The sequence below is a fragment of the Sphingomonas cannabina genome, from assembly GCF_021391395.1.
Lineage (GTDB): Bacteria > Pseudomonadota > Alphaproteobacteria > Sphingomonadales > Sphingomonadaceae > Sphingomonas > Sphingomonas cannabina.
In genome coordinates, this window is record NZ_CP090059.1 from 3,364,605 (window position 1) to 3,376,441 (window position 11,837).

At 69.3% G+C, this 11,837-nt stretch carries 12 protein-coding genes; 7 read left to right on the plus strand and 5 right to left on the minus strand.

The features are described from left to right. Positions 1-2: 2 nt before the first annotated feature. The 3 genes from LZK98_RS15880 to LZK98_RS15890 all read right to left on the minus strand — a co-directional run bounded on the left by LZK98_RS15880 (position 3) and on the right by LZK98_RS15890 (position 2,507). A complete protein-coding gene (locus tag LZK98_RS15880; protein WP_233783502.1) occupies positions 3-890 on the minus strand; it encodes a type II secretion system minor pseudopilin in 888 nt (295 codons plus the stop codon). After that, a complete protein-coding gene (locus tag LZK98_RS15885; protein ID WP_233783503.1) occupies positions 887-1,456 on the minus strand; it encodes a type II secretion system protein GspJ in 570 nt (189 codons plus the stop codon). The genes LZK98_RS15880 and LZK98_RS15885 overlap by 4 nt, the downstream gene beginning before the upstream one ends. 118 nt (positions 1,457-1,574) lie before the next feature. After that, the gene (locus LZK98_RS15890) at positions 1,575-2,507 is read right to left on the minus strand and encodes an ABC transporter substrate-binding protein (protein ID WP_233783504.1); all 933 of its coding nucleotides are present in this window, start codon (positions 2,505-2,507) and stop codon (positions 1,575-1,577) included. Between the two features lie 206 nt (positions 2,508-2,713). On the opposite strand from LZK98_RS15890, the gene LZK98_RS15895 reads away from it, so the two are divergent. Further along, the gene (locus LZK98_RS15895; protein WP_233786615.1) at positions 2,714-3,343 is read left to right on the plus strand and encodes a type II secretion system protein N; all 630 of its coding nucleotides are present in this window, start codon (positions 2,714-2,716) and stop codon (positions 3,341-3,343) included. Between the two features lie 8 nt (positions 3,344-3,351). After that, entirely contained in the window at positions 3,352-3,723 is a 372-nt protein-coding gene (locus tag LZK98_RS15900) for a YkvA family protein (protein ID WP_233783505.1), read from the plus strand. Positions 3,724-3,831: 108 nt separating this feature from the next. On the opposite strand, the gene LZK98_RS15905 is transcribed toward LZK98_RS15900, so the two are convergent. Continuing rightward, complete coding sequence (locus LZK98_RS15905) at positions 3,832-5,064, minus strand: polyhydroxyalkanoate depolymerase (protein WP_233783506.1); 1,233 nt, start codon at positions 5,062-5,064, stop codon at positions 3,832-3,834. 289 nt (positions 5,065-5,353) lie between these two features. Here LZK98_RS15905 and LZK98_RS15910 point away from each other — a divergent pair, with 289 nt between their 5' ends. Continuing rightward, positions 5,354-7,129 (plus strand): ABC transporter transmembrane domain-containing protein, encoded by a 1,776-nt coding sequence (locus tag LZK98_RS15910; RefSeq protein ID WP_233783507.1) that lies wholly within the window; start codon positions 5,354-5,356, stop codon positions 7,127-7,129. Between the two features lie 149 nt (positions 7,130-7,278). Here LZK98_RS15910 and LZK98_RS15915 read toward each other — a convergent pair whose 3' ends face one another. After that, positions 7,279-7,920 carry a hypothetical protein gene (locus LZK98_RS15915; protein ID WP_233783508.1) on the minus strand — a complete coding sequence of 214 codons (642 nt, stop codon included), beginning with the start codon at positions 7,918-7,920 and terminating at the stop codon, positions 7,279-7,281. A 94-nt stretch (positions 7,921-8,014) separates the two neighbouring features. Between LZK98_RS15915 and ispH the strand changes: the two genes are divergently transcribed. From ispH to LZK98_RS15935, 4 genes are all read left to right on the plus strand, one after another. Further along, positions 8,015-8,959 carry a 4-hydroxy-3-methylbut-2-enyl diphosphate reductase gene (gene ispH, locus LZK98_RS15920; protein ID WP_233783509.1) on the plus strand — a complete coding sequence of 315 codons (945 nt, stop codon included), beginning with the start codon at positions 8,015-8,017 and terminating at the stop codon, positions 8,957-8,959. A 252-nt stretch (positions 8,960-9,211) separates the two neighbouring features. Beyond that, positions 9,212-10,522 carry a cation:proton antiporter gene (locus LZK98_RS15925; RefSeq protein WP_233783510.1) on the plus strand — a complete coding sequence of 437 codons (1,311 nt, stop codon included), beginning with the start codon at positions 9,212-9,214 and terminating at the stop codon, positions 10,520-10,522. A gap of 16 nt (positions 10,523-10,538) precedes the next feature. After that, positions 10,539-11,000: a GNAT family N-acetyltransferase gene (locus tag LZK98_RS15930; RefSeq protein WP_233783511.1), complete on the plus strand. Its 462-nt coding sequence runs from the start codon at positions 10,539-10,541 to the stop codon at positions 10,998-11,000. A gap of 151 nt (positions 11,001-11,151) precedes the next feature. Next, complete coding sequence (locus LZK98_RS15935; protein ID WP_233783512.1) at positions 11,152-11,742, plus strand: hypothetical protein; 591 nt, start codon at positions 11,152-11,154, stop codon at positions 11,740-11,742. Positions 11,743-11,837 lie beyond the last annotated feature (95 nt).

Genomic DNA, 11,837 nt, shown 5'->3' on the forward strand with positions numbered 1-11,837 from the left:
GGCTATTTCCTTGCGAGAAATGCCGGCACGTCGGGCGGGATGGCGGCATTCCACCAGCGTTCGACCGCCACGGTCTCGGGCGGCGCGCCGGGCTCATCGGAGCGGCGCTGGATCAGCGTGGCCCCCTGTTGGACGGTGTCGCCGATCGTGGCGCGGGTGCGCACCCAGAAGGTGTTGGAGCGAAAGCCCGTGGCCGGCGGCATCGCGACATTCTCGTCCGCCAGGTCCTTCATCGTCAGCATCCCCTGACGCTCGCGCACCTTGACCAGCCGGTCGGCGACGACGGAGTCGTGAAACAGGATCGCCAGCATCTCGGGGGAGGCGGCGTTGAGGTTGATCTGGGTCTGCCCGGGCAGCGCCGTCACCAGCCGCTCGAGCTGCCCCGCCACCTTGGGATCGAGCCCGGCGAAGCGCAGCGGGCGCAGGTCCGTCACCGGCCCGGCGAGGCGCACGAACGCGATCGCCTTGGCGATCTGATCGTCGTCGAGCCCGACCGAGCGGGCGATCTCGCCGAACAGGATCACCGGTCCCGCCTGCCCGCTCATCAGCGTGTTGAGGTTGAAGCGGCCCTCGGCATCGGCGATGGTGAGGTCGAAGCTGCCGCCCTCGATCGGCGCGCCGCTCTCGGCGAGCGCGCCCCAGGGTTCGGAGGCGGCGTCGTAGTCGCGCTCCTCGGCGATATCGCGGCGGAGCGCCACCACCGCCGACAGCTCGCCGCCCCGCACCACCGCCTGCGCTCGCGCCGCCTCGCGGGTGCGCAGCGCGCGGTCGAGCGCCAGCTCCTCACGGTCGACCATCAGCAGCACCAGCCCCGCGGCGATCGCCACGAACATCAGCACGTTGACCAGGATCATGCCGCGCTCGTCCTCATGGAGCCGGCGCGGCGTCATTGCTCCGCCTCCGTTTTCGCACGGGCGGGCAGCAGGACCACGCGGCGGAGCTGCCCCTGCGGTCCCCGCCCCGCCACCGTCAGCTCCAGTTCGACCGCGCGCGGCCAGGCCGCCACGGCCTCATCGTCCTCCGACAACGGCCACCGCGTCTGCCAGTCCTGGTCGAAGAAGCGCCAGCGCGCGCCGGTCACGCCGGTGAGCAGCAGCTGCGGCCGCCCACCGACGCTGCGGATCAGCGCGCCGCCGCGCACCACATAGGTCACCGGCACCGGCGGTCCGCCGAGCCCAGGCGCGGCGCGGGTGAAGGTCAGCCGGTCGCCGCCGCCCGAGACGTTGCCGAGCGCGATCTGCTCGACGTCGCTCGTCACCACCAGCATCGTGCGCTGGAGATCGGCGAGCCGGTCGAGCCGCGTCTCGGTCCGCCCCTGCACGCCCAGCACGCTGTCGACCAGCGCCAGCCCCGCCACCGCGATCAGCGCGAACAGGACCAGGCTGATCATCAGCTCGATCAGCGTGAAGCCGGATTCGCCGGCCGTGACGTTCCGGTGCCCCCCTCCCTTCGTCATTCCCGCGAAGGCGGGAATCCATTCTGGCTGGCTTCTCGAAAGAGTCGCTCCATCAGCGACAATGGATCCCCGCCTTCGCGGGGATGACGGGAATGGGAAGCGCCGCACGGCAATCACCTCACGCTCCCCGCGAGGTCGCCACGCTCTCATAGCCGCTGCGCCGCGCCACCAGGATCGCGAGCTCGCGCGCGCAGCTTCCGTCGGTGCGGAAGCGGACCGCGCCGGTGACGCAGGGGAAGCTCTCCGTTCCAAGCAGGCCGGCACGGTCGAGCTGATGGTTGGCGCGCAACGCCTTGGCGATCCCGGCCGCGTCATAGGCGAGCGCCGCCAGCGCGCCGGGCGAACCGCCGACCTTCGTCTCGAACTCGGAGGAGAAGGTGCCGAACGACTTGGGATCGGGCGCCGCGATCCAGGCCCCCTCGAGCGCCTCCAGCGCCGACGGACGGTTGTCGAGCGCCTGCACGGTGCCGAGCAGCTGGATGCCGGTCTCCTTGAGATTGCGCGCTGCCGCGAGCACGGCGTCGCCGCCGCCGGTCGCGAGCACCGCATCGGGCGGCTCGCCGGCGGAGGGCAAGGGCTGGCCGGCGGCGATCGTGATCGCGCGCACGTCGATGCCGAGCTCGCCCTGCAATGCCTGCGCTACCTCGACCGCGGCGGCGCTCCACGGGGTGCCGTCGCCGATCGCCAGCACCGACTTGATCCCACGCGAGCGGGCATAGCGCAGCACCGCGCTGGTCGACTGCCGCGGCGTCAGGCCGAACACATAGGCGCCGCTCGCGGCGACGCTCATGTCGTTGGTGAAAGCGATCACCGGCACCTTCCCCGCCACGACACCCGCCGCGCCGCGCGCCTCCTCGGCGGAGAGCGGGCCGAGCACCATCGCCACGCGGCGCTTCATCGCCTCGGCCGCGGCGCGCGCGGCGCCCTCGGCGGTGCCGCCGGTGTCGAGCAGCTGCATCAGCTTGCCGTCACTTTCGGCAAGCGCGGCCGCGCGGCTCATGCTAAGCCCCAGCGCCGCCCGCTCGCCGGTGAGCGGGAGCAGCAGCGCCACGGGCCGTTTGTCGGGTTTCGGCTTCCGCTCGGCGGCAATCGACGATGAGGGCACGACCAATGACGCCGCTGATCCGACGAGGCCTGATCGCAGAAGCCTCAGAACGTCCCGGCGGTCCACTCGATCTCTCCGCAATTGCGCAAACCGGCGCGCGGCGCCGTCTTATCCTCTTCGTCGGCATCGGCATAGCCGCTTACGTGCTGGCGATGATCTGGACGATCCCGGCGAGCACCGTGTTCAAGAACCGGCCGTGGCGGACCGGGATCGCCGGCACGGTCTGGAACGGCGAGGTCGGCATCGCCGGCGGCAGCGTGCTTTCGTGGCAATGGGCGCCGCTGCGGTCGCTGGTGGGCCTGGGCTTCGCAATCGACTGGAAGGTGACCGGCGCCGACACCGCTCTGGGTGGCCGCGCGCTGCTGAAGCCCGGCCGCACCGTGGTCGATTCGGTGAGCGGCTCGGCCGACGCCTCGCTGCTCCAGGCGCTGCAGCCGAACCTGCCCTTCACCTGCAATTTCGTCGGGCAGGCGGATTTTCCGAGGATCATCGTCAGCGCCTCGGGGGCCATGGCGCAGGGCCGGCTCGTCACCGACCCGGGCTCCTGCCAGACCAAGCAGGGCGGCGCACCGACGGCGGTCCCGTCGCTGCTGCTGACCGCCGAGCATATCGGCGACGAAAGCCGCCTCCGCCTCGCCCCGGCGACGCAGCGGCTGCGCACGCTGATGACGATCACGCTGGGCGAGGACGGCACCGTCGACATCGGCATGACCCGCGAGGGCGCTGCGGCGCTGCCGTTCGTCGGTCTGCCCGGCGGCGCAAGCATCAAGGGCGGGATGTAGGCTGGGTCATGCCGTCGCCGTCGCTGGTTCACCGTCTTCGCGTTGAGACACATGCCGTCTGGCTGGCCGTGCGCGATCCGCGCACGCCCTGGCCGGCGCGGGCGATCGGGCTGCTCGTCGCTGCCTATGCCCTGTCGCCGATCGACCTGATACCCGATTTCATTCCGGTGCTCGGCCTGCTGGACGACGCCATCCTGATCCCGGCGGGCGTCTGGCTCGCGACCCGCTTCATCCCCGCCGCTGTGATGGCCGAGCATCGCGCCGCCGCCGAGGCCGCCGCCGAACGCCCCGCCTCGCGCTGGGGGCTCGTCCTCGTGCTGCTCGCCTGGGCGGCGATCGCGTGGCTGGCGTGGTCGCTGGTGCGGACCTTGTACGACTGAGCCGTCAGGCCAGACCGACGTTCAGGCAAGAAGACGTTCGCTCCCTACCCCGTCACCCGTGACGGTTGGAAACGGGCAAGCGATGATCCAGAACTTCAAATGTCGCCGCTATGCCGCGTGCGCGGCGATCCAATCCTCGACCACCGGTGCGATCTGGCCGCGCCACTTGGAGCCGTTGAAGATGCCGTAATGGCCGACCTTCGGCGCCATGTGGTATTTCTTCTCCTTGGCGGCCAGCTTGGTCGCCAGCGTCAGCGCCGCCCTGGTCTGCCCCAGGCCGGAGATGTCGTCGCGCTCGCCCTCGATCGCGAGCAGGCCGATGTCGGTGATCGCCGCCGGATCGACCCGGCGCCCGCGATGCTCCATCTCGCCTTTCGGCAGCGCATGGCGCTGGAACACCACGTCGATCGTCTGGAGGTAGAACTCCGCCGTCATGTCGCAGACCGAGCGATACTCGTCGTAGAACGCCATCGTCGCCTCGGCGCTGTCGTCGTCGCCCTGCACGAGATGCTTGAACAGCTCCCAATGCGAGATCATGTGGTTGCCGAGGTTCATCGTCATGAACCCGGCGAGCTGCAGGAAGCCCGGATAGACCCGCCGTCCGGCACCCGGATAGAGCAGCGGCACGGTGGCGATGACGTTCTGCTCGAACCAGGCATGCGGCCGCTCGGTCGCCAGCGTGTTGACCGCGGTCGGCGCCTCGCGCGTGTCGATCGGCCCGCCCATCAGCGTCAGCGTGCGCGGGCGGTTGGGGTGCTTGTCGGCGCTCATCAGCGCCGCGGCGGCATAGCAGGGCACCGACGGCTGGCACACGGCGAGCATGTGCGGGCGCGGATCGCCCTCGCGGCCGATGAGCTCCAGGAACTCGACGATGTAGTCGATGTAATCGTCGAGGTCGAAGCGTCCCTCGTCGGTGGGAACCAGCTTCGCGTCGCGCCAGTCGGTGATGTAGACGTCATGCTTCGGCAGCATCCGCTCGACCGTGCCGCGCAGCAGCGTCGCGTAGTGGCCGGACATCGGCGCCACGATCAGCAGCTTGGGTCCGCCCTCGATCCCCTCGCGCGCGAAATGCTTGAGCTGGCCGAACGGCTTCTTGAGAACGACCTCCTCATGAACGGCGACCTGGCGTCCGTCGACCGTCGTGCGGTCGAGCCCGAAGTGCGGCTTGCCGCGCGGCGCCGCAGCATGGGCGAACACCTCCAGCGCCGAGGCGAGCACCGGCCCGCCGCCGAAATAGGCGAACGGGTTTGCCGGATTGTTCAGCAGCCCGGCCGAAAAATTCGCGAACGCGCTCGCCCCCGCAAGCATCGATCGTTGCACTTCATACGCATCATAGAGCATTCGGTATGTTCCCCACCGTGGGTGGAAGCCACGGCCCCGATATGGGTATAGCGTGCCGCAGTTGCGAGACAATGCGGATGACGGGGAAAGCGACGAAGCGAGTTGGGGAACTTTAAAGCCCCTCCCCTTCAGGGGAGGGGTTGGGGTGGGGAGGTGCGGCAGGCTCGTCGCTCGCGGATAGCCCCCACCCCCAACCCCTCCCCTGAAGGGGAGGGGCTTGCAAGCCCACACGCCTCGCTATCCTTCCGAATCCATTGCCGATCGCCCTCACAAGCCCTAGTCCCCGCGCATGGCCGACGCCCCACCCCCGCCGCGCGCCTCGCTCGGCAACCTCGCGCTCGTCTGGCGCTTCACTGCGCGCTATCCCGTCCGCATCCTGCTCGCGCTGATCGCGCTCGTCACCGCCGCCGGCGCGACGCTGTGGGTGCCGCGCACGTTCAAGCAGGTGGTCGACAAGGGCTTCGCCAGCGGCGATTTCGACGCCGCCTCGGTCGCGCCCTATTTCGAGGGGCTGATCGCCGTCGTCGTGGTGCTCGCCCTCTCGACCGCGGTCCGCTTCTACATGGTCTCGTGGCTCGGCGAGCGCACCGTCGCCGACATCCGCGCGGCGGTGCACCGCAACCTGCTCCGCCAGCCGCCCGGCTGGTTCGAGACCAACCGCCCGTCCGAGATCGCCTCGCGCCTCACCGCCGATACCGCGGTCATCGAGCAGATCGTCGGCGGCACCGTGTCGATCGCGCTCCGCAACCTGCTGGTCGGCGTCGGCGGCGTCATCACCCTGTTCGCGCTGGCACCCAAGCTCGCGGTCTATCTGATCATCGGCCTGCCGCTGGTGACGCTGCCGATCATGATCCTCGGCCGCCGCGTGCGCAGCTTCTCCCGGACCAGCCAAGACCGTATCGCCGACATCGGCGCGATGACCGCGGAGACGCTGGGCGCGATGCGGATCGTCCAGGCATTCGGCCAGGAGGATCGCGAGAGCGAGCGTTTCCGCGGCGCGGTCAACCGCGGCTTCCAGGCGGCACGGCGCCGCTTCGCCACCCGCGCGGCGATGACCGCCGCCGTCATCTTCCTGCTGTTCGGCGCGATGACGATGCTGTTGTGGGAGGCGGTGCAGGACGTCGCCAACGGCACCATCTCCGGCGGATCGATCACCGCCTTCGTCATCACCGCCGGGCTGGTCTCGGGCTCGTTCGGCGCGCTGACCGAGGTCTATGGCGACCTGCTGCGCGGATCCGGCGCCGCAGCCCGACTCGCCGAGCTGCTCCGCGTCGAGCCCGAGATCAGCGCGCCGGCCGACCCGGTGCCGCTGCCCGAGCCGGCACGCGGCGCGATCGCCTTCGACCATGTCACCTTCCGCTATCCCACTCGCCCGGAGCTTGCCGCGCTGCACGATTTCTCGCTCGAGGTGAGCCCGGGCGAGACGGTGGCGGTGGTCGGCCCCTCGGGCGCGGGCAAGTCGACGCTGTTCCAGCTCGTCCAGCGATTCTACGATCCCCAGTCGGGCGAGATCCGCGTCGACGGCGTGCCGGTGCACCGGGCCGATCCGGCCGAGGTCCGCGCCCGCATCGCGATGGTGCCGCAGGAAACGGTGATCTTCGCCGCCTCCGCGCGCGACAACCTCCGCTACGGTCGCTGGGATGCGAGCGACGAGGCGATCTGGGCCGCGGCCGAGGCCGCCAACGCCGCCGAGTTCCTGCGCGCGCTCCCCGACGGGCTCGACACCTTCCTCGGCGAGGCCGGCGCGCGCCTGTCCGGCGGCCAGCGCCAGCGCGTCGCGATCGCCCGCGCGCTGCTGCGCGACGCCCCGATCCTGCTGCTCGACGAGGCGACCAGCGCGCTCGATGCCGAGAGCGAGCGGCTGGTCCAGTCCGCGCTGGACCGGCTGATGGCGAACCGCACCACGCTGGTGATCGCCCACCGCCTCGCCACCGTCCGCGCCGCCGGGCGCATCGTCGTGATGGACGCCGGCCGCATCGTCGAGACCGGCACCCACGCCGAGCTGATCGGCGGCGGCGGCCTCTACGCGCGCCTCGCGAGCCTGCAGTTCAGCGAGGCGGCGTAGCCCTAGCTCCTCCCCGGCACGGGGAGGGGGACCGCCGCCGAAGGCGGTGGTGGAGGGGGCCCTCCATGAAACGAATCGCTTGCGGCTGGCCCCCTCCACCATCCGCTAACGCGGATGGTCCCCCTCCCCGTACCGGGGAGGAGCTGAGCTCAACGTGTCGCGTTGTACTTGAGCTGGTCGTCGGTGAGCTGGAACCCCACCAGCGCCTCGAAGGTCGCCTTCAGCACCGCCTGGCGGACGGCGGGGTTGGCGAGCGGGTCCATCGCCGCTTCCTGCTGCCCGGCCTTGCGCCGCTGCACGATCTGGCTGCGCACCTCGGGGGGCAGCGTCGCCGCGGCGCGGTCGACATAGGCGCCGGCGGTGCCGCTTGCGGTCGCGCGCGCCTGCCCCGCATCGAAATGCACGGTGATCTGGCTCACCCGCTTGGCGGTGACGACGGTGCCGCCCTGCACGACCGCGCTGTAGAAGGGCAAGGTCACGTCGCGCGCGCCATCGGTGCGGGTCCGCCGCGCCTGCACGTCGAAGGTGATCGAGGTGTAGATCGGGTCGACCGTATCGTTGCAGGTCGAGCGCACGTTGGTGATGCTCGCCACCACGTCGATCGCGTCGGCGGTGCGTGCCGTCTCCGGGTTGAACAGCGTGACGTCGCCGGTCGCGGCCGGCACGCCCACCGACGGGCAGGCGGTGCGCACCGCGGTGATGCCGCCCGACGGATCGATCTCGCCCCGATTCGAGCAGCCGGCGGCAAGCAGCGCCAGGACGGAGAGGGCAGTGAGGCTGCGGACGTTCACGAATGACCTTTCAAATACGGGCGGGCACGGCCGCAGCCCGCGTGGCTACCAAGCGCCTTCCGCCTGCGCAAGCAATCGCGTAGAGCGGCACGCGATGACCAAGCCCGCGCTCACCCTGCTGATCGCCGCCCCGCGCGGCTTCTGCGCCGGCGTCGACCGCGCCATCCGCATCGTCGAGCTGGCGATCGAGCGCTACGGCGCGCCGGTCTACGTCCGGCACGAGATCGTCCACAACAAGTTCGTCGTCGACAACCTCAAGGCCAAGGGCGCGGTGTTCGTCGAGGAGCTCGACCAGGTGCCGGACGGCGTGCCCGTGGTGTTCTCCGCCCACGGCGTGCCCAAGGTAGTGCCGGCGAGCGCGGCGGAGCGCGGCCTCGAATATCTCGACGCCACCTGCCCGCTGGTCTCCAAGGTCCATCGCCAGGCCGAACGTCTGGTCGCCGCCGGCAAGCACATCCTGTTCGTCGGCCACGCCGGTCATCCCGAGGTGATCGGCACCTTCGGCCAGGTGCCGGAAGGATCGATGACCCTGGTCGAGACCGTCGCCGATGCCGAGGCGCTCGAGCCCGCCGATCCCGACAATCTCGCCTTCCTCACGCAGACCACGCTGTCGGTCGACGATACGGCCGCGGTGGTCGGCGTGTTCACCCGCCGCTTCCCCAGCATCGTCGCGCCGCGCGCCGACGACATCTGCTACGCGACCTCGAACCGCCAGGCCGCGGTCAAGGCGATCGCCGCTACCTGCGAGCTGATGCTGGTGATCGGCGCCCCCAATTCCTCCAACTCGGTCCGCCTGGTCGAGGTCGCCGAGCGCGAGGGCACGCCGGCCAAGCTGATCCAGCGCGCCACCGACCTCGAATGGGACTGGCTGGAGGGCGTGACGACGCTCGGCCTCACCGCCGGCGCCTCCGCACCCGAGCTGCTCGTGCGCGAGCTCGTCGACCGCCTCGCCACCCGCTACGAGGTCGCCGAGCGCGAGGTGGTCACCACGCACGAGGACCTGACCTTCAAGCTGCCGCGGGGATTGCAGGCGGCTTAGGCGGATCGACTCCCGATCCCCCGGGCAGTGCGCCCCTTTTCAATCCTCCCCCGCCAGGGGGAGGTGGCACGCGAAGCGTGACGGAGGGGGAGGAAGCACGCCGAGAGTTGAGTCGCCGTCCTCCCCCTCCGTCGCCTTCGGCGCCACCTCCCCCTGGCGGGGGAGGATTTGGCTCCCTGTTGCATAACCCTCGGCGCGTGACATAAGTTACCGCTAACAAGACGGTAAAGACCGCATCAGGAGGGGGCATCCATGACACCGGCCGAGCTCAGCGTCGTCTTCTTCCTCGAGCTGTTCGTGATCGTCGCCGCGGCGCGCGCGGTCGGCTGGCTCGGCAAGCGCTTCCTCGGCCAGCCGCAGGTGGTCGGCGAGATGATCGCCGGCGTGCTGCTCGGCCCGTCGCTGTTCGGCCTGATCGCGCCGGACCTGCAGGCGCAGCTGTTCCCCAAGGACGCCAAGGGCGTGCTCTACGTCGGCGCCCAGCTCGGCGTCGGCCTCTACATGTTCCTCGTCGGGCTCGGCTTCGACCGGTCGCATTTCCGCAGCAACGTCAGGAGCGCGAGCGCGGTCTCGCTGTCGGGCATGGCGGCGCCGTTCCTGATCGCCGTGCTGCTGGCGCCGTGGCTGATGAGCCTCGGGCTGTTCTCGCCGCGGCTCGGCGCGGCGCAGGCGACATTGTTCATGGGCGCGTGCATCTCGATCACCGCCTTCCCGATGCTGGCGCGCATCATCCACGAGCGCGGGCTGTCGAAGTCGCCGCTCGGCTCGCTGTCGCTGTCGGCGGGAGCGATCGACGACGCAGGCGCCTGGACGGTGCTGGCGGTCGTGCTCGCGACCTTCGGCGCCGGCCCCGGCGTCGCGGTCAAAGCGATCGTCGGCGCGATCCTGTTCGCGGTGCTGGTGCTGGGGTTCGGGCCGAAGCTGCTCGCGCCGCTCGGCGTGGCGGCGGAGAAGGCGAACGGCGTCAGCCAGGGCCTGCTCGCGACCGTGCTGATGCTGTTCCTGCTCGCCGCCTTCGCGATGGACTGGGTCGGGATGCACGCGGTGTTCGGCGGCTTCCTGCTCGGCACGGCGATGCCGCGCGGCGTGCTGACCCGCGAGCTGCGTGCCAAGCTGGAGCCGTTCACGGTGGTCCTGCTGCTGCCGATGTTCTTCACCTTCTCGGGCCTCAACACGCAGCTGAACATGGTCGCGACGCCGTCGCTGCTGCTGGTCGCGCTCGCGATCCTCGCCGCCTCGATCCTCGCCAAGGGCGGCGCGTGCTGGGCGGCGGCGCGGCTGACGGGTCAGGACAATCCCACCGCGCTCGGCATCGGCGCGCTGATGAACGCGCGCGGCCTGATGGAGCTGATCATCATCAACATCGGCCTGCAGCGCGGTCTGATCGGCGTCGAGCTGTTCTCGATGCTGGTGCTGATGGCGGTGGTGACGACGCTGATGGCCTCGCCGCTGTTCGAGGTCGTCTACGGCCGCAAGGCGCGCGAGCGCGGCGAGCTCGGCGCGATCCGTGACGTGCGGGAGGATGGCGCGGTGGCGGCGGCGGCGGGCCAGCCGGCCGGCTGACGGGCGGCTCCGCCTGATGCAGCAGCTCACCATCAGGCCGTACCAGGCGTCCGACTGGCCCGCGATCAATGCCATCCACGACGCCGCGCGGTTGGACGAGCTTCGGCTGAGCGTCGGCCTCCACGCCTTTCGCCCGCTTGCCGAGGTCGCCGAGGACGAGGGCCTCTTCGACGGAGAACTATGGGTCGCGGAGGCGCCGCACGTCGTCGGATTCGTCGCTTTCGACCGCGAGGAGGTGAGCTGGCTGTATGTCGATCCGGCTCACTATGGAAAGGGGGTGGGCAAGCGCCTCCTTCGCCACGCGCTCGCCCGGATTCCCGGGGACGCGACGACTTCGGTGCTTGCCGGCAACGATCCCGCGCTGAATCTCTACCTCGCTGCCGGATTCGAGATCGTCGAGACCAGGTCGGGGCACCTCTCGGGCGCGCCCGATGTTCCCGCTACGGGGCACCTTCTGAAACGCGGCGGCCGCAACTGAACGTGAGCGCGCCGCCATTCTTTGAGAGACGCGCTGCGTTGGAATTTACGAGATCGTTGGTTGGTCGACGTTCCGTTCTGCGGCGAAGTGCCCCTAGAGCCGACATGCAAAATAGGCTCTAACCCGTCCCACCAGCTTGACGGATTCAGGAGTGCCGATGTTCGTGTTAGCAGGGATTGTGCTAGCCGCGATGAGTGCCCGTGGCGTCGAAGTACCTGTAAAGGCTGCTGGCCTTGAAGGTCATTGGGCGTCTGATTGCCAGCCGATCGGCAAGAACGGCAGACACGGCGTAGCCATCCAGATCACCATCAAAGGTGAACGCATGCGGGCGGAAGCTCAGATGTATGCGACCAACGCCTGCCAGACGCCTACATTTAAGCTGTCCTATAGGGGCAGCATAGTGTTCCAACGACTTGCCGATGGCAGCATTGTCTTCGACCATATGGTCAGATCGATCATCTTAACTCCCCAGGCATCAGATGTTGTTATCCAGTACAATATGGAAGGTGATCACGGTTGCGGCCTGCAAGGATGGAAGATTAACGTTCAGAAGTCAGTTGCCGGAAAGACTTGCTACCCGTTCTCGTTCCCAATCGAGGGTACGACTCTTCATGATGTAGCTTGGTTAAATGGCGATGCTTTGCGCTTGGGAGCCTTTCCTATACTCTGGTCTAACACCGTTTCTGCCAAGCGCCCGACGAAACCATCTTCCACAGTATACCACAAGGTGATCGGCAGTTAAGCATCGACTGCTATCGGCTCTGAGAGACAAACTCGTAAACGTCTACTCCTGGGGGGCCTGGCAGCCGCTCCACTTTGCGGGGCTGAGACTGGCAA

Bases quoted from the DNA above. Each gene is read 5' to 3' on its own strand.
- LZK98_RS15880 (WP_233783502.1), bottom strand. From the start codon at position 890: ATGACGCCGCGCCGGCTCCATGAGGACGAGCGCGGCATGATCCTGGTC.
- LZK98_RS15885 (WP_233783503.1), bottom strand. From the start codon at position 1,456: ATGACGAAGGGAGGGGGGCACCGGAACGTCACGGCCGGCGAATCCGGC.
- LZK98_RS15895 (WP_233786615.1), top strand. From the start codon at position 2,714: ATGATCTGGACGATCCCGGCGAGCACCGTGTTCAAGAACCGGCCGTGG.
- LZK98_RS15900 (WP_233783505.1), top strand. From the start codon at position 3,352: ATGCCGTCGCCGTCGCTGGTTCACCGTCTTCGCGTTGAGACACATGCC.
- LZK98_RS15905 (WP_233783506.1), bottom strand. From the start codon at position 5,064: ATGCTCTATGATGCGTATGAAGTGCAACGATCGATGCTTGCGGGGGCG.
- LZK98_RS15910 (WP_233783507.1), top strand. From the start codon at position 5,354: ATGGCCGACGCCCCACCCCCGCCGCGCGCCTCGCTCGGCAACCTCGCG.
- ispH (WP_233783509.1), top strand. From the start codon at position 8,015: ATGACCAAGCCCGCGCTCACCCTGCTGATCGCCGCCCCGCGCGGCTTC.
- LZK98_RS15925 (WP_233783510.1), top strand. From the start codon at position 9,212: ATGACACCGGCCGAGCTCAGCGTCGTCTTCTTCCTCGAGCTGTTCGTG.
- LZK98_RS15930 (WP_233783511.1), top strand. From the start codon at position 10,539: ATGCAGCAGCTCACCATCAGGCCGTACCAGGCGTCCGACTGGCCCGCG.